This window comes from Streptomyces sp. CB02058 (genome assembly GCF_001905505.1).
Taxonomy (GTDB): Bacteria; Actinomycetota; Actinomycetes; order Streptomycetales; family Streptomycetaceae; genus Streptomyces.
Window position 1 is genome coordinate 862,298 of record NZ_LIPG01000002.1, and the last position, 22,310, is coordinate 884,607.

Sequence of the window (22,310 nt, forward strand, 5' to 3'; positions counted from 1 at the left end):
GGAGACGCCGGTGAGGCGTTCGGCCTCGGACCGCGGGCGGGCGCCGGTGCCTCGCCGCACCGAGCACCGCGCCGCCGTGATCGCGGCCCCGGGCGTTCCGGGAGAGGTCAGTTCAGGGCCAGCCGCATGAGGGTCAGGTCGAGCCACCGGCCGAACTTGGTGCCGACCTCCGGCACCGTGCCGACGTGCTCGAAGCCGAAGCGTTCGTGCAGCCGGACCGACGCGGCGTTCTCGGCCTCGATCCCGGCGATCACCACATGGTGGCCCGCCTCGCGCGCGGAGACGATGAGGGCCGCCAGCAGCGCGGAGCCGATGCCGAGCCCGTGCCGGCCCTCGCGGACGTAGACGGAGTCCTCCACCGTGTGGCGGAAGCCCTCCAGTGCGCGCCACTGGCCGTAGACCGCGAAGCCCGCCATCTCCCCGTCCACCTCGGCCACGAGCGCCGAGCCGCGCTCCAGGTGGGCGGCGAGCCAGACGGCCGCCTCGGCGGGGGACTGCCGGGTCTGCGTCCACAGGGCCGTCGAGTGCTCGATCGCGTGGTTGCGGATCGCGCGGATGGCCTCCCCGTCGCCCGAGTGCGCCGGGCGCACGGTGACGGCCTGCCTAGTCTCGTATATTGGATTCATGTCTCATATAGTAAATCCTCTGGTGGAGCAGATCGCTGCCCGCGTCCGGGACGAGCGGGAGGGCCGGCGGTGGACACTGGCTCGGCTCGCGGAGGAGTCCGGTGTCTCCCAGGCGATGATCAGCCGGATCGAGCGCGGGGAGAGCAGCCCCACCGCCGTCGTCCTCGGCAAGCTGTCCGCCGCCTTCCGGCTCAGCCTCGCCTCCCTGCTCACCCCCGAAGGGGCGCGGGAGGAAGACGCCACGGGAGCCGAGGGAGTGCGCCGACGGGCCGACGCCGCCGAGTGGCGCGACCCGGAGACCGGCTACCGGCGCCGCCAGATCACCGGCTCCCGCTTCCCCGCGGAGATCGCCGAGATCCGGCTGCCCGCGGGTGCCCGTGTGCCCTATCCGGCCGCCGCCTTCGCCTTCGTGCGCCAGGTCGTCTGGGTCCTCGACGGCCGGCTGACCTTCCACGACGGCGACACGGTCCATGAGCTGGACGCGGGAGACGCCATCGAGCTGGGCGAGCCCACCCCGCGCGTCTTCGCCAACACCACCGGCACCGAGTGCCGTTACGCCGTCGTCCTCACCCGCGGCGCCCAGCCGTGACCCGTCCGCTTCCCCGGGGTGTAACCTTCCTCCTCGCCTGTGTCGCGGGGACGGCGATCGCGAACAACTACGCGATCCAGCCCGCGCTCACCGCCGTCGCCGCCGACCTGGGCGTCCCCCTGTCCGTGATCGGCCTCGTGCCGACCACCGCGCTCGCCGGCTGCATGGCCGGCTTCGCCCTCCTGCTTCCCCTCACCGACCACATCGCCCCGCACCGTCTGGTCGCCGCGCAGCTCACCGCCCTCGCCGCAGCCCTCACCCTCGCGGCCTCCGCGACCGGGGCGGCCGTGCTCCTGGCCGCCTATCTGCTCATCGGCGCGGCGGCCGGTGTCGCGGCCCAGGCCGGGAACATCGCGGGGCGCCACGCTCCGCCCGGGCGCCGGGGGAGAGGCGTCGCCACCGTGGCCGCCGGGATGTCGGCCGGCATCCTGCTCAGCCGCATGGTCGGAGGGGCGCTCACCGACGCCATCGGGTGGCGGCGGATGCTGCTCGTCTTCGCCGGCCTCGCCCTGCTCGGCGCGCTCGCCGCCGCCACGCTCCTGCCGCGGCAGCGGCCACACTCCTCGCGCGGCTACCTCGCCACCCTCGCCTCGCTGCCCCCGCTCCTGCGCGGTCAGCCTCAGCTGCGCCGCGCGGTGGCCGCGGGCGGGCTCTGGTACTTCGCCTTCAACCTCGTCTGGGTCGCGCTCGCGCTCGCCCTCGCCCAGCCGCCCCACGTGCTCGGACCGGCCTCCATCGGCCTCTACAGCCTGGCCGGACTCCTCGGCTTCGCCGTGCTCCCGCTCACCGGCCGCATCGCCGACCGGTACACCCCGCGCACCCTGATCGCCGCCGGTCTGCTCACGGCCGTCGCGGGGGTGGCCCTCCTGGCCACCGGCCTCGGCTCCCCGCCGGTCACCGTGCTCGGGCTCGCCCTCTTCGACGCCGGGTGCTTCGCCGCCCAGGCCGCCAACCAGAGCCGCGTCATCGCCCTGGACCCCGAACGCTCCGGCAGCCTCAGCAGCGTCTACCTCGTGCTGTACTTCACGGTCGGCGCCGTCGGCACCGCGCTCGCCGCACCCCTGCTCCACGCCCTCGGCTGGCAGGGCACCGCCCTCGTCGCCCTCGCGGCACTGGTCCTCGCCGCTGTTCCGGGAACGGGAGGCGGCACGGTCCCGGAGGCCGGAGACCGCGCGGCCGGGGTGCCGTCGGGCCGTTCCTGACGTACGGCGAACAGCGGCGGACCGCACCGCCTCCGACGTCCCTACACCGGTTCCGGTGTGCCCGAGTCCGCCGGGGAAGGCGGTACGGCACCCAGCGGCAGCAGCAGCGGGCGCTTCGCGGCGCGGCCGTCGCCGGAGGAACGGCCGCGCACCCGGCGGGCGAGCCAGGGGCCCAGGAACCCGGCTGCCCACCGGAGTTCGGCCACCGCCGCCTGCCGGGCGGTCGAGGCCGGCCGAGGCGGCAGTGGAAGGGTCCAGGTGTCGTCGCTCCCGGGCAGCCGTACGGCGTGGGCGACGGCCGCCGCGATCCGCTCGTGGCCCAGCGGGCTCGCGTGGAGCCGGTCCGTGCTCCACATGCGCGGGTCGGCGGCGACGGCGTGCTCCGCGGTCTCGGCCACCGTGACCCCGTGCCGGGCGGCGGCGGTGCGGATACGGGCGTTGAGCTCGAACACGCGGGACCTGACCGGCCGGGCGATCGGCGCGATCTTCCCGATGTCGGGGAAGGTGAGCGTCACCACATGGGCCCCGGCGGCCGTGAGGGCGACGAACATCTCCTCCAGGTGACCGGCCACCTCCGCCGCGTCGAACCGGGGCCGCAGCAGGTCGTTGACCCCGGCGACGACCGTGGCCAGATCGGGGCGCATGGCCAGGGCGGGGCCCAGCTGTTCCGCGCGGACCTGGTGGGCGACACGTCCCCGTACCGCCAGATTGGCGTACTCCAGGGACGGGCTGACGGCCGCGACGTGCTCGGCGAACCGGTCGGCCCAGCCCCGCAGGCCCGTGGTGTCGTCGCCGTCGCCGACGCCCTCGGTCTGGCTGTCGCCGAGGGCGACGTAACGCAGGTACTCACCGCTGTGCACGGACGTTCCGCCTCTCCTGGAGAACCGCTGAGATCCGCAGGCACCAGTCGCGGGTGTCCCGCTCGAACGCCAGGCCGCGCATACAGGTCAGATACGGCCCGATCCGCTCGCCCCGGAGGAGGAACTCCTCCTCGTCCATGTCGCCGCGCATGTGCCGCAGCAGCTTGCCGAAGAGCTCGATCCTCGCCTCGGAGGCGGACGCCCGCTCCTCCAGCTGCCCGATCACCGGCGCGCCGTCGATGTGGTCGGCGGCCTGCACCTTCACGAGCAGGTCGTCGCGGATGAAGGAGGGCTTCGACGCGGCGGCGGCGAACCTCTCCAGCTCGTCGAGGCCCGCGCCGGTGACCCGGAACAGCCGCTTGTTGGGCCGGGTCTCCTGGACCACCTGCCGGCCCGCGACCAGTCCGTCCTTCTCCAGCTTGGCCAGTTCGGCGTAGAGCTGCTGGGGCAGGGCGTGCCAGAAGTTCGCGACACCGATGTCGAACGCCTTGGCCAGCTGGTATCCGCTGTACTCGCCGTCGAGCAGTGCCGCCAGAACGGCATGTCGCAAGGCCATCGCAGAGGCCCCTTCCCTTTTCTCGTCCGCCGCCTCATCATACTCAAGAAACTGACTAGTCACATTGATGAGTATGAGGAGCGGGCATGGACACCACCGATCTCTTTCGCACCGCCGTGGAGAAGCGCGATCTCGCCGCGCTGAACGACCTGTTCACCGAGGACATCCGCCTCAACAGCCCGGTGAAGTTCACTCCCTTCGAGGGCCGGCCCATGGTGTCGGGGCTCTTCGGGGTGCTGCTCCGCACCTTCGAGGACTTCCGTTACGTCGGCCACCTCGACGGCGCGGCCGAGGCGGGCGCCGAGGGCGACGAGGCGCCGTCGGCGGTCCTCGTCTTCCGCGCGACCGTGGGCGGCAAGCAGATCCACGGCATCGACCTGCTCCACTTCGACGAGGCGGGCCGGATCAAGGAGTTCACCGTCATGGTCCGCCCGCAGTCCGCGGTGCACGCCCTGGGCGAGGCGGTGCTCGCCGGCCTGGTCGCCGACGGCCTCGTCCCCGGGCCGGACGGCGACTGACGGGAAGGGGCGGGGAGTCACGGGGGAGCCGCGGGGCGCGCGGACGTTCCTCGTCCGCACTATCCGGCCAGGGGCCGCCCGGCCCGCGAGCGCCGGAATCACCGGCCGCCCGTGCCCTGCCGGGGCCGTGCCCCCGGGGCGCCGGAAGGTTCCGGCCAGAGCATGATCGAATACCTCCCGGTATGCGGAGGACGGTTGATCAATTCGATCTGGAACCCGATAGGCTCCTCTGCGGCGCGGCGAGTTGACGTGATGTCACTCGGCCGCTGCGGTGCTGCGCGCTCCCCACAGGCGACGTCTGCGCCACCCCCCAGTTCGAAAGTGTTGCTCTCGAAGGATGTAGATGGAACTTGCCACTCCACCCCCGGCGGCACGAGCACCGGTCGCCTGGTACGGCTGGTGGCTGATGCCGCTGGCCTTAGGAGCCGGAACCCTCGTCACAGCGGTGGCGGGGCCCGACCAGGTCCAGATACCCGCGACGTTCGCCGGTGCCGCTGTCACGGCTGCGGGCGCGGTCTGCGTGCGGCTCCTCGTACGTACCAGAACCCAGCTGCGCCGCGCCGACGAAGCCTTCCGCGCCGCCCAGACCGAGCACTCCCAGCAGAGATACGCGGATGTGCGGTCCCGGGAGCAGCGCTTCGAGGCCGAGAGATCCGCGCTGGAGGCCCGGCTGGGCGAGCAGGCCACGGCCTTCGACGCCAGGCTTGCCGAGCACACCCAGGCCTACGAGGCCGGGATCGCCGAATGGACCCGCACGACGGAGGAGCGGATCGCACTCCAGCGGGACGTCGTCGTCAGGCTCGGCGACAGCCATCTCCCCGAGGCGATCAAGCGCCTGCGTGAGGGTGAGGCCATCGACGACATCCTGGCGGAGGTCGGCCAGGAGGCCGACGCGAGCCCGGAGACGCGCGCCGCGCTGCGCAAGGTCATGCGGACCGCGCTGCTCGGTGTGGAGGAGGAGTTGAACCGTTCCACTTCGGCCGAACAGGCCGTGGTCGGCATCGGCAGCCGCATCCACGTGCTGACGGGACGGCTGCGCGGCCGGCTGCACGAGATGCAGGGCGAACACGGGCGGCTGCCCGCCGTGGCCCAGGGACTCATGGAGCTGGACCAGGAGATCGGCCCCGCCGACTGCCTCGCCGCCAGCATCGGCGTACTGGGCGGTTCCGACCGGCCCGGACGCCAGTGGCAGGAGCCGCAGCGACTGCTCAGCGTGGTCCGGGGCGGCATCGGCCGCATCAAGGACTTCAACCGCATCCAGGTCCGCCACCTCCCCGAACTCGGCGTCGACGGCGGTCTGGTGGACCACCTCACGCTGATCTTCGCCCACCTCCTGGACAACGCCGCGCGCTACTCGCCGCCCAGCGAGCCCGTGGTCGTCTCCGGCAAGGAGGTCCCCAACGGGGTCGGCATCGAGATCCAGGACGCCGGCAAGGGCCTGAGCGAGGAGCGCAAGCGCGAGGCGGAGCAGTCCATCGCGGGCACCGCGAAGGGCCCCGGCCTCGGCGGGATCTCGGAGGACGCGAACCTGGGTCTGCGCGTCGTGGGCGCCCTGGCACGCCGTTACGGCATCCGGGTCACCTTCGCGGACTCCCCGTGGCTCGGCACCTCGGTGGTCGTGGTGGTTCCGCACAAGTACTTCAGCCACCTCTCGGCCCCCGTGGTCGAGCCGGTCCGGCCCGTCGCGGAACAGGCCGAGCCCGTCCGGGAGGCCCTCGCGGCCGGCCTGCCCGCGGACGGTGCCCCGAGCGCGGTGAGCGCCGGGACCCCCGAGATCACGGACACCACGCCCGGCGGCCTGCCGCGGCGCAGGAGCAGGCGGAGCGACACACCGACGGCCAGGCCGAGCGCCGCCGCCGACCGGACCGTGGAGTCCGTGACCGCAGTGCCGCCGGACGCGTCGTTCGCCGGCCTCGCCGCCTTCGCCACGGCCGGACGTGAGAGCGCCCCGCCCCAGGTGACGACCGAGGACGCCGGCCCGGGCGTTCGCGAGACGACTGCCGGACGCGAGTCCAACCGCACGGAAGAGAGCGACTAGTCCACATGACGCAACAGGGAACCGACGTGAGCTGGGCGCTCCGCGATCTGACGGAGAGCATCCGGGAGATCCGCTTCGCCCTCGTGGCCTCCAGCGACGGCAAGGCCATCACCTCCTACGGGGCGGACGACCCCGACGACGTGGACCGCTTCGCCGCCGTGGTCGCGGGACTCCAGGCGCTCGCGCAGCCGGTCGCCGAGCAATTCCCCAAGTACGCCGGGCAGCTCCGTCTCGCGATGATCGAGGTCGACGGCGGTCACCTCTTCGTCGTACGGGCCGGCGTGGAGACGTACCTCGGAGTCCTCGCGAGGGAGGGGCTCGACCAGGGCCTGCTCGGTCACCAGATGAGGGACCTGGCGCGAAGGATGGGTGAGCTTCTCGGCACCAGCCCGCGCCTGGAGGAGCACTCTGGATGAGTGGTCCCCGCCGGCCCACGGACCCGCCCGGTCTCGAGCGCTACTACGTCCTCACCGGGGGGCGCAGCGGACCGGGTGGTTCGGCGTCGACCCTGGACGTGGCGACCCTCATCATCTCCCGTGCCGCAGCCGTGCCCGGCCTGCAGCACGAGCACGAGGAGATACTCCGGCGCTGCCGCGATCCGCTGTCGGTGGCCGAACTCGGCGCCCATCTCGGATTGCCCTTCAACATTCTCGCGGTGCTCCTCGCCGATCTGCTGGACGCAGGACGCGTCGAGGCCCGCGATCCCATCCCGGCGTCAGGAGCCGGCCGCGGGCCCGACCTCGCGCTCCTTGAGGAGGTACTCAGTGGACTTCAAAGGCTTTGACCGCCCCGACCAGGCGGCCGGAGGCGGCACCCGCTCGGTGAAGGTGATGATCGCCGGCGGTTTCGGTACCGGGAAAACCACCCTGGTGCGCTCGGTCAGCGACATCAAGCCGCTCACCACCGAGGAGACGCTGACCCAGGCCAGCGTGGACGTCGACGACCTGATCGGGGTGGCGGACAAGCAGGAGACCACCGTCAGCCTCGACTTCGGGAAGATCGGCATCAACGAGGAGCTGGTGCTGTACCTGTTCGGGACACCGGGCCAGGAGCGCTTCTGGTTCCTGTGGAACGGCCTGTTCAAGGGCGCCCTCGGGGCCGTGGTCCTGGTGGACACCCGGCGGCTGGCGTCCAGCTTCCGGGCGATCGAGGAGATGGAGCGGCAGGACGTGCCCTTCGTCATCGCCCTCAACGTCTTCCCCGACTCCAAGGACCACCCGATCGAAGAGATCCGCGACGCCCTGGACATACCCGAGCACACCCCCGTCGTGACCTGCGACGCCCGTGACCGGACCTCGAGCCGCGATGTGCTGATCGCGCTGATCCGCCATCTCAAGGCGCGCTCCGCCGTCGCTCTGGAGCCCCGATGACCGATCGCCAGGAGAACGACGCGGGTGCTCCCCGCGGCTGCCCCGTCGCGCACGGCGGCGGGGACGCGCTCACCCGGCTGTACGGGCCGGACGCGGCGCTCGACCCGCAGGGCATCTACGGACGGCTCCGCAAGGAGTACGGCGCCGTGGCGCCGGTCCTCCTGGAGGGCGACGTCCGCGCCTGGCTGGTCCTCGGCTACCGCGAGAGCCGGCGCGTGCTCGACAACCCCCTCCAGTTCAGCCGGGACTCGCGCATCTGGCGGGACTGGAACGACGGAGGCGTCGAGGAGGACTCGCCGCTGATCCAGATGCTCGGCTGGCGTCCCGACTGCGTGTCCCAGGACGGCGAGCCGCACCGCAGGCTGCGCAGGGCGGTCACCGACAACCTGGACACCCTGGCGGGGCGCGGTATCCGGCGCCATGTCACGCACTTCGCGAACAAGCAGATCGACGCGTTCGCCGGCGAGGGCAGGGCCGACCTGGTGGGTGACTACGCCGAGTACCTGCCGATGCTCGTGCTGACCCGGCTGTTCGGACTCCCGGCCGCCGAGGGCCGCAGCCTCGCGGTCTCCTGCGCCCAGGTCATCAAGGGCGGGCCGGACGCCATGGCCCACAACGACCGGATCATGGAGATCCTCGGGGAACTCGCCGAGCGCAAGCGCCAGGAGCCGGGCCCCGACTTCACCACCGGGCTGCTCGCCCACACCGCGGGCCTCGACGAGGGCGAGATCCTCAGCCATCTGCGTCTGGTGCTGATCACCGCGCACACCACCACCAGCAACCTGCTGGCCCGGGTGCTCGAGCTGGTCTTCACCGACTCCTCCCGCCTCGCGGGACTCGTCAGCGGCCAGCGGGCCGTCTCCGAGGTCGTCGAGGAGGCGCTGTGGAGCACCCCGCCGCTGGCGGTCCTCCCGGGCCGTTTCGCGACCTCCGACCTCGAACTCGGCGGTACGCAGATCAAGGAGGGCGACCTGCTGGTGCTCGGGCTCGCCGCCGGCAACCTCGACCCGGACATCCGGCCGGACTCGGGGGTCTCCGTGCACGGCAACCAGTCGCACCTGGCGTTCAGCGGCGGTCCTCACGAGTGCCCCGGCCAGGGCATCGGCCAGGCCATCATCGAGACGGCGGTCGACGTCCTGCTGCACCGGCTGCCCGGACTCCGCCTGGCCGTCCCCGCGGACGACCTCACCTCGACCGCCTCCACCTGGGAGGCGCGTCTGGACAGCCTGCCGGTCGAGTTCACCGCGCAGGGCGCCGGGGCCTGAGCGCGTCTCGCGCCGCGGCTGTCGTCCGGCCCGCCCGGCCCGCTCCGGCGGGCCGGGCTCCCGGCGTCAGACGGCGAGCAGATCGTCCAGCGATCCCCGTCCGGCCAGCTCGGCGGTCGCCGCCGGGCCCTCCTTCGCGGCGGAGTAGCGGCCCGAGGTCAGCGCCCACTCGTAGTTGCCGTTGATCCAGTGCTGGATGGCTTCCACACCCATCCGGACCTGGTCCCGCTGCTCGGTTCCGAGACCGAGCTCCTCGCACATCCCCGGGACGAGCGCCTCCAGTTCGAGGTACTCGTCGAGGCACTCGGTGGTCATCCGGTACGCCTCGTCGGCGGCCTCCTCCCAGCTGCACCCGCGCTCCCGGTGCAGCACGGCGATGAGGTTGTGGCCGTCGCCCCGGCGCTTCTCGCGCTCGAAGGAGTGGATGTCGTTCATGAACCCGATGGTGTCCGCGGCCAGATCGCGCATCCGCACCATCAGCCCGTGCGCCTGCACCTGGGCCGGCACCTCGAAACCGCGGCTGCGCTCACCCGCGTCGATGCTGTGGTGGATGCCGACCGTGCGGCGGCGGAACTCCGCGTACTCCTCGATGCCCAGCGTTCCCGCCCTGCCCTTGGCCGCGAGGTCGACCTCCTCGGTGTGCGCCACGAGGAAGCGCCCCCAGGACGCGGCGAACCGGGTGCGCCACGTCAGGGACATGCCGTCCGAGAGGTGGGCCCACACCTCGGCCCACGCGGTGGTGATGGGGCAGACCACGCGGGGCGGCGTTCCGGCGGGGCGCAGCGGTGTGGCTATCAGTTCCCGCGCGACCTCGGCTATGCGGTCCGCGCGGTCGGGGCTCCCGGAGTCGAACTGGTCGTCGAACAGGAAGGCCAGGGAGAACCAGTTCATCAGGACGACCATGTCATCGGCCGAGGCGTACGGGTACGTCCGCGCCGCCGCCTGGGGCAGGTCCCAGGACTGATACTCCTCGAACCCCGCCTGGCTGCGCACCAGGCCCATCTCCCAGACCCAGCGGAGGTGCTGCTCCCGTGCGCGGGCCAGGTGCTCGCTCACCGGGGTGTCGAAGGGGAGGTCGAATGTGACGTCCTGCGGCATTGGCATCCTCTCTTGAGACGATTCACAGGCCCCCGCCCCCGTGACCGGGCGATCGAAATTGATGCCCATTGACTTGAAGTGCGCGTTTTGAGCCACAAATTGATGGCCCATCATGCGCGCCCTCATGCTGCCCAGACACTAAACGATCTATGCAGCAAGATCGCCTCGAAGAAGATCTTCCGGAACCGCCGCCTCCACGCCGTGGTGCAGCGGGGTCAGATCCGGCCCAGATCCGAGCTGAGCCAGCGCTGGGGGCGCATGTGGACGACCACCTGCTCGCCGTGGTTGCTCCAGGCGAAGTCGACGTAGCCCTCCACCTTCTCGGCGGGGAGGTAGCGGGAGGACATCTCCACCAGCTGCTCACGGGTGGCGGGCAGGGTGGCGATGACCGGGCCCTCGACGGAGACGTAGCGGATGGTCGGCGTGAGGCGTTCCGCCATGATGCTGAAGCGGCCCGCGGCGGCGATGGCCCGCCCCTTGCGGGAGTCGCGCCCCGTCATGATCCACAGGTCGCCGCCGGGTGCGTACTGGTACCAGATGGGCACGGTGAGCGGCGCCCGGTCCTCCTCGTTCGCGTCCACGGCCAGGGCGCCGATGTGCGGTTCGGCCAGGAACAGTTCACGCTCGGTGCGGGTCAAAGCCATGGCGGACTCCTCGGGTGATCGGGGGACGATGCCTCGAAGGCGCATTATGCAACGCTTGCCCCGGATCGGCGGTGGAGTCACACGCCTGCCGGGTCCGTCCGTTCCCGGGCGCCGGACCGGTGGACGTCCTTGGTATACCTGGGCTTTCACCGACGGAGGGGAGCGGGACGATGGCTCGGGAACTGCCCGTACGGCTGCGGGCGGCGGCGGCCGGCGACGCGGGGGCGATCACCGGGATCTTCCTCGCCTCGCGGGCCGCCGCGCTGCCCTGTCTGCCACGGGTGCACAGCGACGCGGACACCCTCGCCTGGATCACGCATGTCGTGCTGCCCGGCAGCCGGGTGTGGGTGGCCGAGGGGGAGGCCGGGGAGCTGCTCGGCTTCGCGTCGCTGGACGGGGACGAGCTCGACCAGCTCTACGTGCACCCCGGCGCACTGCGGCGCGGCATCGGGACGCTGCTCCTGGCGCGCGTGAAGGAGACCTCGCGCGGGGAGCTCGGGCTGTACACCTTCCGCCGGAACACCGCGGCGCGCGCCTTCTACGAGCGGCACGGCTTCGTCGCCGTGGCGTACGACGACGGCAGCCGCAACGAGGAGAACGAGCCGGACGTGCTCTACCGGTGGAGCGGCGGGGCGGGCCCCGCGGCCGGATGACCGGCGGGCGGCCCAGGCGCGTCATCCGCCACACCGTGCGCCGGCGCACCGGCTTCCGCGGGCCGCCTCGGCTCTCCCGGGGGCCGGGCGGCTGCGGGCGCCGCGGTGCCCGCGATCGTGAGCCCCTGGTGTTCAGTCGCCCGTGGGCGCCCGGTCATCCGGAGGCCGGGCGTCGTCCAGGCGGGCGTACATCAGTATGTCCCGGCGGCGGCCCCCGATCTCCTGCCAGCCGCGCAGCAGGCCCTCGCGTTCGTAGCCCGCGCTCTCGGCGGTCCGGAGCGAGGCCGTGTTCCACGGTTCGACGAGGAGCTGGACCCGGGGGATGCGCAGTTCGTGCAGGGCCCAGGTGGTGACCGTGCGCAGGGCCGCTCCCGCGACTCCCTGGCGGCGGGCGGTTCCGGTCATCCAGTAGCCGAGCGAGGCCCTGCCCTCGTCCGCGTCCCTGAGCCAGAGGCCGATGGAGCCGACCGGGCGCCGGTCGCGGGTGCGGGCGATGGTGAACGGGTATCCGGCGCCGGTCGCGGCCCGGTCCCACTGGCGCCGGACATAGGCCTGCGCCCCCTCGTCGGAGTACGGCGAGGGGACGGTGGTGATCAGAGGGATGTAGTCGTCCTTCGCCGCCTCGCGCAGGAGCGGCAGGTCGCTCATCTCCCAGGGGCGCAGGACGAAATCGGCTCCGGCGGTCATGCTGGGGACGGTCAGCGCTTGTGCCATGGGCGTCATCCTGCCGCCCGTCCCCTCCCGCACCCGCGCCCGACTCACCCGGCGGACGCCCGCTCGCCCGGCCTGGCGAGGAACACCCCGGCCAGCAGAGCGCCCGCCAGCACCAGTGCCGAGTTGACGAGGACGGCCGCCGACACGCCCGACAGCACCGCGTCGGGCCCGGTCGCCGTGCCCATCCGGGCGGTGACGATCGCGCTCATCACCGGGATGCCCATCGTGATGCCGACCTGCTGGGTCATCGTGGCCAGCCCGGTCGCGAGCCCCTGCTCCTCGTCGGGGAGGCCCGAGGTGGCGGTGACCATGAAGCCCACGATCATCAGCATGTTGCCGACGCCGCCGACGAACGTCGCGGCCAGCAGCAGCGCGATCCAGCCGCCCGAGGTGCCGAGCGCCACCAGGGAGAGGGTGGCGACGGCCTGGGTGATGCCGCCGACGGCGATGGTGCGGCGGTTGCCGAACCGGCCGACCGCCCGGCCGCCGAGCATGCCGCCGGCCACGGTGCCGATCCCGAGGACGCCGAAGGCGAGGCCGGTCGCGAGGGGGGAGTAGCCCAGCACCTCCTGGAGGTAGAGCGTCAGCAGGAAGACCAGGGAGGTCTCGGTGACGAAGGCGATCAGCCCGGTGGTGTTGCCCCAGACGACGCTGCGGCGCCCGAGGATGTGTACGGGTACCAGCGGCGCGGCCGCCCGCTTCTCGACGAACCAGAAGCCGACCAGCAGCGCCGCGCCGGCCAGGAGCGCCGTCAGTGTGGTGGGCGTGGTCCAGCCGGACTCGCCCGCCTGCGTCAGCCCGTACACGAGCAGGAGCAGGCCGCCGGTGACGGTCGCGGCGCCCGGCACGTCGAGCTTCGGGCGCTCGGTGGGCCGCGAGTCGCTGATCACGGACGGTGCGAGGGCGACGACGAGCGCGGCGACGGGGACGTTGACGAAGAAGGCCCAGCGCCAGGAGAGCAGGTCGGTCAGCAGCCCGCCGAGGATCGCGCCCGCGGTGAAACCGGCGGACATCAGGGCGCCGTTGAGGCCGAGCGCGCGTTCGCGCAGCGGGCCCTCCTTGAACGCCGTGGTCAGCAGGGCCAGTCCGGCCGGGGTGACGGCCGCTGTCGCCAGGCCCTGGAGCACCCGCGCGGTGAGCAGGACCTCGGGCGAGGTGGCGAGCCCGCCGAGCACGGAGGAGAGGCCCAGGAGGACCATTCCGCCCATGAACAGGCGCTTACGGCCCACGAGATCGGCGACGCGCCCGAACAGCAGCGTGAACCCGGCCGCCGCGAGCGCGAAGGACGTGGCGATCCACTGGAGGTGGGCCAGGGTGAACCCGAGGCCCTCGCCGACGGCGGGCAGGGCGACGTTCAGGATGGAGAAGTCCACGGCGATCATGAACTGTGCGCCGAGGAGGAGGACGAGGACGAGCTTCTGCCGGCCGGTCATACGGACGACGGGCGCCCGAGGGGGCGCGGCGACGGGTGCCGTGCTGCTGGATGTGGACATGAGGTGCCCTTTCCTGGAGTCCCACGAGTCTTAACGGATCTGCGGTTCCGTTAAGATGGGCATCACCGTAGCAGGGAATGGTCGACTAATGGAACTGGAGACCCGTTATGGCTGCTGAGGAAGTGGAGCCGGGCACCGTCCGGCCCGGTGGGCGCACCGCCCGGGTGCGTGAGGCCGTGCTGCGTGCCGCCGGTGACGCACTGGTCGAGCAGGGCTTCGACCGGCTCGACCTGGCCGATGTCGCCCGCCGCGCCGAGGTCGGCAAGACGACGGTCTACCGGCGCTGGTCCACCACGGCGGGGCTGGTCGCCGATCTGCTCAACGACATGGCGGAGCAGTCCGTGCCGCGTACGGATACGGGCTCGCTGGACGAGGACCTGAAGGCCAACGCGCGGCTGGTCCTGCGCACGCTGACCGACCCCCGGCAGGGCCCCCTCTTCGCGGCCGTGATCGCGGCGGCCACCTGCGACGCCCGTACGGCCGAGGCCCTGCACCGCTTCTACGCCGTACGCATCGAGGAGTGGGCCGGCTGTGTCACCGCCGCCGCCGAGCGGGGCGAGCTGCCGCCGGGCACCGACCCCCGGGAGGTGGTCCGGGCGGTGTCGGCCCCCCTCTACTACCGCCTGCTGGCCAGCGGCGACCCCCTGGACGAGGCGGTCGCGGACCGTGCGGCCGAGGCGGCGGCGGTGGCGGCGAGGGCGGGCGCGTACGTGACCCGATGAGGGCGCCGGACCGGAGCGCTTGACCTCGCATGCACTCCAACTCGTAGCTTCTCCGTCCATGCGGACAGACATGGACGGACGGACGAGGGTATTGGGTCGCAGCGGGATCGGGACCGGGGCGCTCGGCCTCGGGTGCTGGGCGATCGGCGGTGAGTGGTCGACGCCGGACGGCAGCCCGCTCGGCTGGGGCAGGGTCGACGACGAGGAATCGGTGGCCGCCGTCCGCCGGGCGCTCGAACTGGGCGTGCGCTTCTTCGACACGGCGGACGTGTACGGGGCGGGGCACAGCGAACGCGTGCTCGGCAAGGCGCTCGCGGGCAGACGGGACGAGGCCGTCATCGCCACCAAGTGGGGCAATCTCTTCGACGAGCGGACCCGGACGATGGACGGGGCCGACCGCTCGCCGGGCTACGCCCGCGAGGCGCTCATCGCCTCCCTGCGCAGGCTGGGGACCGACCGGATCGACCTCTTCCAGCTGCATCTGGGCGACGTCCCGCTCGACGAGGCGGCCGAACTGCGCGAGGCCTGCGAGGGGTTCGTGGCCGAGGGGCTGATCCGCGCCTACGGGTGGAGCACCGACGACCCGGAGCGGGCGGCGCTGTTCGCCGACGGTGAGCACTGCGCGGCCGTCCAGTACGGCTGCAATGTGCTGGAGGACGCTCCCGGGATGCTGAGCCTCAGCGAGGAGCGGGGGCTGCTCGGCATCATCCGGAGCCCGCTGGCGATGGGCCTCCTCGCCGGCCCGCGCGGTGCGGGCGGGCGGGGACGGGCCGGGGACATCCGGTCCGCCCCGCCCGCGTGGCTGCACTGGTTCGAGGCGGGCGGGGTGCCCTCGGCCGAGTGGGCGGCGCGGGTCGAGGCGGTCCGCGAGGTGCTGACGTCGGACGGCCGGACGCTCGCCCAGGGGGCCATCGGCTGGCTCTGGGCGCGGAGCGGCAGGACGGTGCCGATCCCCGGCTTCCGGACGGTCGCCCAGGTCGAGGAGAACGCGGGTGCCCTCGACCACGGGCCGCTGGGCCCCGGCCATCTGAAGGAGATCGCGGACCTCCTCGCGTAGTCGGGAGCGCCTCGGCCGGCCGGGGCGCCGGACCTCCGGGGGAAGGGGTGCGGGCGGCCCGGGGCGCGGCGGGTCAGCCGATGCGGGTTCCCGTCCCGCTCACCCTGATCCGTGCGTCACCCGGGTGAAGTGCGACGGTGAGGGTGCCGGGGCGGCCCATGTCCTCACCCTGGTGCAGGGTGAGGACGGCGTCGTCCGGGACGAGGCCGAGCTCGCGGGCGTACGCACCGAACGCGGCTGCCGCGGCGCCCGTCGCAGGGTCCTCGACCACCCCGCCGACCGGGAACGGGTCACGGACGTGGAAGACGGCCGGGGACTCCCGCCACACCAGCTGAACGGTCGTCAGCTCCAGCCGGTGCATGAGCGCTTCCAGGCGGGCGAAGTCGTACGAGAGATCCGCGAGGCGTTCCCGGCTCGCGGCGGCCAGCACCAGATGGCGGGCGCCCGCGTAGGCGATGCCGGGCGGCACGGCCGGGTCCAGGTCGGCGGCCGGCCAGTCCAGCGCGGCCAGGGCCTCCGCCAGGTCGCCGGCGGCGATGTCCTCGGTGTGCGGCTCGACGCTGGTGAGGGTGGCGCGGAGTTCGTCGCCCTCCCGGGTCACCGTGACGGGGACCGGCCCGGCGGCGGTGGTGAACAGCAGGTCGCCCGGGCCGTCCCGCTCGGCGAGCGCGATGGCGGTGGCGACCGTGGCGTGTCCGCAGAAGGGCACCTCGGCCTTCGGGCTGAAGTAGCGGACGGTGTGTCCGCCCCGGCCGTCCGACGCGGTGAGGAAGGCCGACTCGCTGTACCCGAGCTCCGCGGCGACGGCGAGCATCGCCGTGTCGTCGAGCCCGGAGGCGTCCAGGACGACGCCCGCGGGGTTGCCGCCGGCCGGGTCGGCGGAGAACGCCGTGTAACGCAGGACCTCGGTGCTGGGAAGTGGGCTCATGCCGCAGGTGAACCGGGGGACGGGAGGCCGTATTCCCGACGGCGTCCGCAGGCGTGGTCCGGGGTCCTGACTCCCCGGACCACGCCCTCGGTCCTCTCGCTCGGATCGTGCCGGCCTGATCCGGACGGAGCACCCTGGGCCGGCCCGCGTACCCCCCTGGCCGCGGCGGCCCGTTCACTGCGGTCGGTGGACGACCTCGTGGCCGGTGGACGGCCTCGGGGTCACGTGGCAGACCTCTCGGTCAGTGGCAGACCTTGACGCCGGTGCCCTTGCCCCAGGAGCAGGAGTCCAGGAGCGAGCCGCTCGGCTTGATCAGCCGGGCCTTGTCGCCGGTGTTGTTCCAGACGTACGAGCCGCGGTTCCAGTAGACGTGCGCCGCGGAGTTCTTGCCCTTGCCGGTGTGGACACGGACCGTCTTGCCCGCCGCGACGGTGAAGCTCGGGAAGGTGTACGTGTAGCCGGTGTTGTCCTTCAGCTTGTAGCCCTTGAGCTGCAGCTTGGACTTCCCGTTGTTGTGGATGTCCACGTACTCGGCGACCAGGGACGTGTTCGTCCGGGTGTCCTTGCCGGGGCTGTCGTACTGGATCTTGCCGAGGTGCAGCCCGCCCTGATGGGAGGCCGCCGAAGCCGGAGCCGTGGCGAGGAGCGAGCCGGCCAGAGCGGTGGCGGCGGCCAGGGCGAGGGGCGCGGCGGTGCGTATGCGCATGCTGTGTGGTCCTTCTGTGTGCATCCGGTGAAGGTCAGAAGCATACGGGCACCATGCGCGTGCCCGGACCCAACCCGGGAAATCGACAAAATCTGTCATTCCAGGGTCAGTTCCGGGCACGTGAGGGTGTGAAAGGCGTCAGCCTCGGCCCACGTACGGCATGTTCGTCGCCATCACCGTCGCGAACTGCACATTGGCCTCCAACGGCAGCTCCGCCATGTGCAGCACCGTCCGGGCCACGTCCGCCGCCGCCATCACCGGCTCCGCGGCCACCTCGCCGTTCGCCTGGAGGATTCCCGCGCTCATCCGCTCGGTCATGTCCGTCGCCGCGTTGCCGATGTCGATCTGCCCGCAGGCGATCCGGTACGGCCGTCCGTCCAGCGACAGCGACTTCGTCAGGCCCGTCACCGCGTGCTTCGTCGCCGTGTAGGCGATCGAGTGCGGGCGCGGCGCGTGTGCGGAGACCGAGCCGTTGTTGATGATCCGGCCGCCCTGTGGGTCCTGCTCCTTCATCAGGCGGTACGCCGCCTGCGCGCACAGGAACGTGCCCGTCAGATTGACGTCCACCACCGTCCGCCAGTCCTCGTACGCGAGGTCCTCGACCGGTACCGAACGGGGGCCGAACGTCCCCGCGTTGTTGAAGAGCAGGTCGAGCCTGCCGAACCGGTCCCGTACGGCCCCGAAGAGCGTGGCCACCCCGTCCGGGTCGCCCACATCGGTGGGCAGGCACACCGTCGCGCCCGGCCCGGCCCCCGCGGCCGTCTCCTCCAGCGCGTCGGCGCGCCGTCCCGCCAGGGCCACCGTCCAGCCCGCACTCGAAAGGGTGAGTGCGACGGCCCGGCCGATGCCCGATCCCGCACCCGTGACGACGGCGATTCTCTGCTCAGCGTTCATGGCCCGGCAGCGTACGGGAGGTTTCGCGGCGGCCGGCACCCGGTGCTCACCGCACCGCCATAAGGATGTTGTGTACCCGCCAACGGTAGGTCGTCGCCCGGCACTCCAATGCCTCTGACAACATCCGGCAGGGGAGGGGCATATGACACCCGCACAGATCAGCACGCCCGGCCAGGGCGGCCACGCACCGGAGCTGCGCAGCGCGGCCCGGGAGCTCGGCTCCGGGGTCGGGCGCCGCCGCTTCCTCACCGTCACCGGTGCGGCCGCGGCCCTGGCCTTCGCCGTCAACCTGCCCGGCGCGGGCACGGCCGCCGCCGCCGAGCTCGACGCGCGGAAGATCACCGAGGACCCCTTCACCCTCGGGGTGGCCTCCGGCGACCCCCTGCCGGACTCCGTGCTGCTGTGGACGAGACTCGCGCCCCGCCCGTACGAGGCCGACGGCGGGCTGCCCGCCGAGCGGGTCCAGGTCCGCTGGGAGATCGCCCGCGACGAAGGCTTCCGGCGGATCGTCCGGCGCGGTTCCGCGACCGCGCACCCGGAGTTCGGCCACAGCGTCCACGTGGACGTGGACGGCCTCGCCCCCGACCGGACCTTCTACTACCGCTTCCGCGCGGGCAGCTGGATCAGCCCCGCCGGCCGCACCCGCACGGCGCCCGTCCCCGCCGCGCGCAACAGCTCCCTGACCCTGGCCGCCGTCTCCTGCCAGGCGTACCACGACGGGTACTTCACCGCCTACCGGCACCTCGCGGCCGAGGACGTCGACGTGGTCTTCCACCTCGGCGACTACCTCTACGAGTACGCGGTCACCGCCGTCGGCGGCGCCCGCGCCTACACCGACCGCGTCCTGCCGGACCACTTCAACAAGGAGACGCTCACGCTGGAGGACTACCGCATGCGGTACGGCCTCTACAAGTCCGACCCCGACCTGCGCGCCGCCCACGCCGCGCACCCCTTCGTCGTCACCTGGGACGACCACGAGACGGAGAACAACTACGCGGGCGACACCCCGGAGAACAGCGTCCCGCCGGAGGAGTTCCTGCTCCGCAGGGCCGCCGCCTACCGGGCGTACTGGGAGAACCAGCCGCTGCGCACCCCGCAGCGCCCCACCGGACCCGACATGCGCCTCTACCGGCGGCTGCGGTTCGGCCGGCTCGCGCAGTTCGACATCCTCGACACCCGCCAGTACCGCAGCAACCAGGCGTACGGCGACGGCTGGAAGGTCCCCGGACCGGAGTCCGAGGACCCGGCGCGCACCATGACGGGCGCCGCCCAGGAGCGCTGGCTGCTCGACGGCTGGAAGGCGTCGTCCGCCCGCTGGAACGTCGTGCCGCAGCAGGTCACCTTCGCCCAGCGGCGCGACGTGCCGACCGATGCCTACAAGCTGTCCATGGACTCGTGGGACGGCTACCCCGCCTCCCGGCAGCGGATCATGGACGGCGCGGAGGCCGCCGGGATCGAGAACCTGATGGTCCTCACCGGGGACGTGCACGTGGGCTACGGCTTCGACCTGAAGAAGGACTTCGACGACCCGGCCTCACGGACCGTCGGCACCGAGATCGTGGCCACCTCTATCGCCAGCGGCAAGGACGGCTCCGACAAGCCGGCCAGCTGGAACAACCAGATGCAGGCCAACCCGCACATGAAGTTCTACAACGGCCGCCGCGGCTACGCCCTCGTCACGCTCGGCACCGAGCAGGCGCGCGCCGACTTCCGCACGGTCCCGGCGGTCACCACACCCGGTGCCCCCGTCTCCACGGCCGGCTCCTTCGTGACCGAGGCCGGGAACCCGGGACTGACCCCCGCGTAGCCCGGCCCCGGCCTGCCCCGAGTCAGGCCCGGTCGTCCGCCGGATAGCGGACGCCGATGCGGTCCCGTACCGCGTCGAGCGTCCGCATCACGGCGAGGGAACCCTCCAGCGGCACCAGCGGGGACTCCTTCTCACCCGCCAGGATCGCGCGGTTCACCTCGGCGGCCTCGTACTGCATGCCCGAAAGGCCCTGCGGACCGGAGCCCGTGGTGATCGTCTCGGGCTCGTGGTCATGCCGGTGCAGGACGAAGTGCTCCGGGTAGAAGAAGCCCTGCGGGAAGTCGATCCGCCCGGCCGTGCCGGTGACCGAGGCGCTGGTCTGCAGGTTCCCGACGATGGAGCAGGCCAGCAGGGCGGTGGCGCCGGAGTCCCAGCCGAGCAGGATGCCCGTGTTCAGGTCCGCGCCCTCGGGGGAGAGCAGCGCCTCCGCCTGCACCCGGTCCGGCTCGCCCAGCAGAAGCTGCGCGAACGACACCGGGTAGACCCCGAGGTCCAGCAGCGCGCCGCCGCCCAGCGCGGGGTCACGCAGCCGGTGGTCGGCCCCGAAGGTGCCCGCGAAGCCGAAGTCGGCCTGCACCGTGCGGATCTCGCCGATCGCGCCGTCCCGCACCAGCTCCGTCATCCGGCGGATGAGCGGGTTGCAGTACGTCCACATGGCTTCCATCAGGAACAGCCCGCGCTCACGGGCGAGGTCCACCAGCTCCCGTGCCTCGCGCGCGTTGATGGTGAACGCCTTCTCGCACAGCACGTGCTTGCCGGCCTCCAGCGCGAGCCCGGCCGCCTCGCGGTGCGCGGAGTGCGGGGTGGCGATGTACACGACGTCGACGGTGTCGTCGGCGACGAGCTCCGCCCAGCTGCCGTACGCCCGCTCGATCCCGAACCGCTCGGCGAACGCCTTGGCCGACGCCTCGGTGCGGGAGGCGACCGCGACGACCTCGGCCCCGGATTCCTTCATCGCCAGCAGATCCGCCGTGAACGTCGCGGCTATGCCGCCCGTCGCCAGTACACCCCAACGCACAGTCCCGCTCATGCCCGCCCGCTTCCACAGAAAAAGGTATCGACCACTACGACTGACCTGAGAGCATAGATGCGGATTCAACGAAGCGGAGAAGAGGATGCCGGACAACGGCGCGAGCCGGGCCCAGCAAGAGCACGAGCACATACCGACGAGCAGCAGGAGCGCCGCATCCGGCGCCCCGGCCACCGCCACCCCCACCGCAGTGGGTGCCCCGGCCGCCTCCATGACCACCGCGCCAGGCGTCACCCCCACCACAGCGGGTGCGCAGGCCGCCTCCATGACCACCGCACCGGGCCTCCCGGCCACCGCCACCGCACGGCGGGCCGGAATTCTCGTCACCCTGGTGCTGGGCGGGCTCACCGCACTGCCGCCCCTCTCGATGGACATGTACCTCCCGGCGCTTCCGGAGGTCACCGACTCCCTGCACGCACCGGCGTCCACCGTCCAGCTCACGCTGACCGCCTGCCTCACCGGCATGGCGCTCGGCCAGCTCGTCGTCGGACCCATGAGCGACCGGTGGGGCCGGCGCACGCCGCTGCTCCTCGGCATGATCGTCTACGTGATCGCCACCGCGATCTGCGCCGTCGCCCCGACCGCGGAACTCCTCATCGGCTTCCGCCTCCTCCAGGGCCTGGCCGGCGCGGCCGGCATCGTGATCTCCCGGGCCGTCGTCCGCGATCTGTACGACGGCGACGAGATGGCGCGCTTCTTCTCCACCCTGATGCTGATCTCGGGGGTCGCCCCCGTCATCGCGCCCGTGATCGGCGGCCAGGTGCTCCAGTTCACCGACTGGCGCGGCATCTTCGTCGTCCTGACCGTCATCGGGATACTGCTGACGCTCGTCGTCTGGAAGTGGCTCCACGAGACGCTGCCCGTCTCCCAGCGGCACACCGGCGGCATCGGCGACGCGCTGCGCACCATGCGCGGGCTGCTGGCCGACCGGGTGTTCACCGGCTACATGATCGCGGGCAGCCTCGCCTTCGCCGCGCTCTTCGCCTATGTGAGCGCGTCCCCGTTCGTCGTCCAGGAGATCTACGGCGCCTCGCCGCAGACCTTCAGCCTGCTCTTCGGGATCAACTCCGTCGGGCTGATCGCCGTCGGCCAGATCAACGGCAAGCTGCTCGTCGGCCGGGTCAGCCTGGACAAGGCGCTCGGCTTCGGACTGGCCGTCATCTCCGTCGCCGCGATCGCCCTGCTGCTGATGACCTCCGGGGTCTTCGGCGAGGTCGGCCTGCTGCCGGTCGCCGCCGGCCTGTTCGTGCTCATGTCCGCCATGGGCCTGGCGATGCCCAACACCAACACCCAGGCCCTGATGCGCACGAGGCACGCGGCGGGCTCCGCCTCCGCGCTGCTCGGTACGTCCCAGTTCCTGATCGGCGCCATCGCCTCGCCGCTGGTCGGGATCGCCGGCGAGAAGACCGCCGTCCCGATGGCCGTGGTGCAGGTCGTCTGCGCCCTCGCGTCGGTGGCGTGCTTCCTGCTGCTGTGCAGGCCGTGGCGGAGTACGGGCGGGAAGCGGCAGCCGGTCGCGGACTGAGGGACTCACCGGCCG

General features: G+C 72.4%; 24 protein-coding genes and 1 pseudogene. 13 read left to right on the forward strand and 12 right to left on the reverse strand.

Translation table 11 applies throughout. The features are described from left to right. Positions 1–107: 107 nt before the first annotated feature. The gene (locus AMK10_RS11075) at positions 108–626 is read right to left on the reverse strand and encodes a GNAT family N-acetyltransferase (RefSeq protein ID WP_073747464.1); all 519 of its coding nucleotides are present in this window, start codon (positions 624–626) and stop codon (positions 108–110) included. On the opposite strand from AMK10_RS11075, the gene AMK10_RS11080 reads away from it, so the two are divergent. Further along, positions 625–1,215, forward strand: a complete 591-nt coding sequence (locus tag AMK10_RS11080) for a helix-turn-helix domain-containing protein (RefSeq protein ID WP_073747466.1) — start codon at positions 625–627, stop codon at positions 1,213–1,215. The two genes, AMK10_RS11075 and AMK10_RS11080, sit on opposite strands and share 2 nt — an antisense overlap. After that, positions 1,212–2,417, forward strand: coding sequence for an MFS transporter (locus tag AMK10_RS11085; protein WP_073747468.1), 1,206 nt, complete (start codon positions 1,212–1,214; stop codon positions 2,415–2,417). Before AMK10_RS11080 ends, AMK10_RS11085 begins: the two co-directional genes overlap by 4 nt. A gap of 41 nt (positions 2,418–2,458) precedes the next feature. On the opposite strand, the gene AMK10_RS11090 is transcribed toward AMK10_RS11085, so the two are convergent. Both AMK10_RS11090 and AMK10_RS11095 read right to left on the reverse strand, forming a co-directional pair. Then, complete coding sequence (locus tag AMK10_RS11090) at positions 2,459–3,277, reverse strand: SGNH/GDSL hydrolase family protein (protein ID WP_073747470.1); 819 nt, start codon at positions 3,275–3,277, stop codon at positions 2,459–2,461. Next, complete coding sequence (locus AMK10_RS11095) at positions 3,264–3,833, reverse strand: PadR family transcriptional regulator (RefSeq protein ID WP_073747472.1); 570 nt, start codon at positions 3,831–3,833, stop codon at positions 3,264–3,266. Before AMK10_RS11095 ends, AMK10_RS11090 begins: the two co-directional genes overlap by 14 nt. An 86-nt stretch (positions 3,834–3,919) precedes the next feature. Here AMK10_RS11095 and AMK10_RS11100 point away from each other — a divergent pair, with 86 nt between their 5' ends. The 6 genes from AMK10_RS11100 to AMK10_RS11125 all read left to right on the forward strand — a co-directional run bounded on the left by AMK10_RS11100 (position 3,920) and on the right by AMK10_RS11125 (position 9,024). Further along, positions 3,920–4,351: a nuclear transport factor 2 family protein gene (locus tag AMK10_RS11100; RefSeq protein WP_073747474.1), complete on the forward strand. Its 432-nt coding sequence runs from the start codon at positions 3,920–3,922 to the stop codon at positions 4,349–4,351. Positions 4,352–4,694: 343 nt separating this feature from the next. Beyond that, the gene (locus AMK10_RS11105) at positions 4,695–6,389 is read left to right on the forward strand and encodes a sensor histidine kinase (protein ID WP_073747476.1); all 1,695 of its coding nucleotides are present in this window, start codon (positions 4,695–4,697) and stop codon (positions 6,387–6,389) included. A gap of 5 nt (positions 6,390–6,394) precedes the next feature. Next, positions 6,395–6,805, forward strand: coding sequence for a roadblock/LC7 domain-containing protein (locus tag AMK10_RS11110; RefSeq protein WP_073747478.1), 411 nt, complete (start codon positions 6,395–6,397; stop codon positions 6,803–6,805). Beyond that, entirely contained in the window at positions 6,802–7,173 is a 372-nt protein-coding gene (locus AMK10_RS11115) for a DUF742 domain-containing protein (protein WP_073747480.1), read from the forward strand. Before AMK10_RS11110 ends, AMK10_RS11115 begins: the two co-directional genes overlap by 4 nt. After that, positions 7,154–7,759 (forward strand): GTP-binding protein, encoded by a 606-nt coding sequence (locus tag AMK10_RS11120; RefSeq protein ID WP_073747482.1) that lies wholly within the window; start codon positions 7,154–7,156, stop codon positions 7,757–7,759. Before AMK10_RS11115 ends, AMK10_RS11120 begins: the two co-directional genes overlap by 20 nt. Next, the gene (locus tag AMK10_RS11125) at positions 7,756–9,024 is read left to right on the forward strand and encodes a cytochrome P450 (RefSeq protein ID WP_073747484.1); all 1,269 of its coding nucleotides are present in this window, start codon (positions 7,756–7,758) and stop codon (positions 9,022–9,024) included. Before AMK10_RS11120 ends, AMK10_RS11125 begins: the two co-directional genes overlap by 4 nt. Positions 9,025–9,090: 66 nt before the next feature. Here the strand turns inward: AMK10_RS11125 and AMK10_RS11130 are convergent, their stop codons facing one another. Both AMK10_RS11130 and AMK10_RS11135 read right to left on the reverse strand, forming a co-directional pair. After that, complete coding sequence (locus AMK10_RS11130; RefSeq protein ID WP_073747486.1) at positions 9,091–10,122, reverse strand: 7-epi-alpha-eudesmol synthase; 1,032 nt, start codon at positions 10,120–10,122, stop codon at positions 9,091–9,093. A gap of 215 nt (positions 10,123–10,337) precedes the next feature. After that, positions 10,338–10,766, reverse strand: coding sequence for a pyridoxamine 5'-phosphate oxidase family protein (locus tag AMK10_RS11135; protein WP_073747488.1), 429 nt, complete (start codon positions 10,764–10,766; stop codon positions 10,338–10,340). A gap of 170 nt (positions 10,767–10,936) precedes the next feature. Here AMK10_RS11135 and AMK10_RS11140 point away from each other — a divergent pair, with 170 nt between their 5' ends. Then, entirely contained in the window at positions 10,937–11,419 is a 483-nt protein-coding gene (locus AMK10_RS11140; RefSeq protein WP_073747490.1) for a GNAT family N-acetyltransferase, read from the forward strand. Here the strand turns inward: AMK10_RS11140 and AMK10_RS38670 are convergent. The 3 genes and pseudogenes from AMK10_RS38670 to AMK10_RS11150 all read right to left on the reverse strand — a co-directional run. Further along, a pseudogene (locus AMK10_RS38670) lies at positions 11,415–11,522 on the reverse strand (glycosyltransferase family 2 protein); the annotation flags it as partial. The gene AMK10_RS11140 and the pseudogene AMK10_RS38670 overlap by 5 nt on opposite strands. Before the next feature lie 29 nt (positions 11,523–11,551). After that, positions 11,552–12,133 carry a GNAT family N-acetyltransferase gene (locus tag AMK10_RS11145; RefSeq protein WP_073747492.1) on the reverse strand — a complete coding sequence of 194 codons (582 nt, stop codon included), beginning with the start codon at positions 12,131–12,133 and terminating at the stop codon, positions 11,552–11,554. A 44-nt stretch (positions 12,134–12,177) separates the two neighbouring features. After that, positions 12,178–13,626, reverse strand: coding sequence for an MFS transporter (locus tag AMK10_RS11150; RefSeq protein WP_073747494.1), 1,449 nt, complete (start codon positions 13,624–13,626; stop codon positions 12,178–12,180). A gap of 107 nt (positions 13,627–13,733) precedes the next feature. Between AMK10_RS11150 and AMK10_RS11155 the strand changes: the two genes are divergently transcribed. Together AMK10_RS11155 and AMK10_RS11160 are read left to right on the forward strand one after the other, a co-directional pair. Next, complete coding sequence (locus AMK10_RS11155; protein ID WP_073747496.1) at positions 13,734–14,348, forward strand: TetR/AcrR family transcriptional regulator; 615 nt, start codon at positions 13,734–13,736, stop codon at positions 14,346–14,348. A gap of 70 nt (positions 14,349–14,418) precedes the next feature. Next, positions 14,419–15,405, forward strand: coding sequence for an aldo/keto reductase (locus AMK10_RS11160; protein WP_382564180.1), 987 nt, complete (start codon positions 14,419–14,421; stop codon positions 15,403–15,405). Positions 15,406–15,478: 73 nt separating this feature from the next. Here the strand turns inward: AMK10_RS11160 and AMK10_RS11165 are convergent, their stop codons facing one another. The 3 genes from AMK10_RS11165 to AMK10_RS11175 form a co-directional block, all read right to left on the reverse strand. Then, positions 15,479–16,333, reverse strand: a complete 855-nt coding sequence (locus AMK10_RS11165) for a PhzF family phenazine biosynthesis protein (protein WP_073747500.1) — start codon at positions 16,331–16,333, stop codon at positions 15,479–15,481. Between the two features lie 241 nt (positions 16,334–16,574). Next, the gene (locus AMK10_RS11170) at positions 16,575–17,039 is read right to left on the reverse strand and encodes a lamin tail domain-containing protein (RefSeq protein ID WP_073747502.1); all 465 of its coding nucleotides are present in this window, start codon (positions 17,037–17,039) and stop codon (positions 16,575–16,577) included. 138 nt (positions 17,040–17,177) lie between these two features. Beyond that, a complete protein-coding gene (locus tag AMK10_RS11175; RefSeq protein WP_073747504.1) occupies positions 17,178–17,933 on the reverse strand; it encodes an SDR family oxidoreductase in 756 nt (251 codons plus the stop codon). A 142-nt stretch (positions 17,934–18,075) separates the two neighbouring features. Between AMK10_RS11175 and AMK10_RS11180 the strand changes: the two genes are divergently transcribed. After that, positions 18,076–19,740: an alkaline phosphatase D family protein gene (locus AMK10_RS11180; RefSeq protein WP_073747506.1), complete on the forward strand. Its 1,665-nt coding sequence runs from the start codon at positions 18,076–18,078 to the stop codon at positions 19,738–19,740. A 22-nt stretch (positions 19,741–19,762) separates the two neighbouring features. Here the strand turns inward: AMK10_RS11180 and AMK10_RS11185 are convergent, their stop codons facing one another. Next, a complete protein-coding gene (locus tag AMK10_RS11185; protein WP_073747508.1) occupies positions 19,763–20,770 on the reverse strand; it encodes a Gfo/Idh/MocA family protein in 1,008 nt (335 codons plus the stop codon). 85 nt (positions 20,771–20,855) lie between these two features. On the opposite strand from AMK10_RS11185, the gene AMK10_RS11190 reads away from it, so the two are divergent. Next, positions 20,856–22,295 carry a Bcr/CflA family multidrug efflux MFS transporter gene (locus AMK10_RS11190; RefSeq protein ID WP_073747510.1) on the forward strand — a complete coding sequence of 480 codons (1,440 nt, stop codon included), beginning with the start codon at positions 20,856–20,858 and terminating at the stop codon, positions 22,293–22,295. Positions 22,296–22,310: the final 15 nt, after the last annotated feature.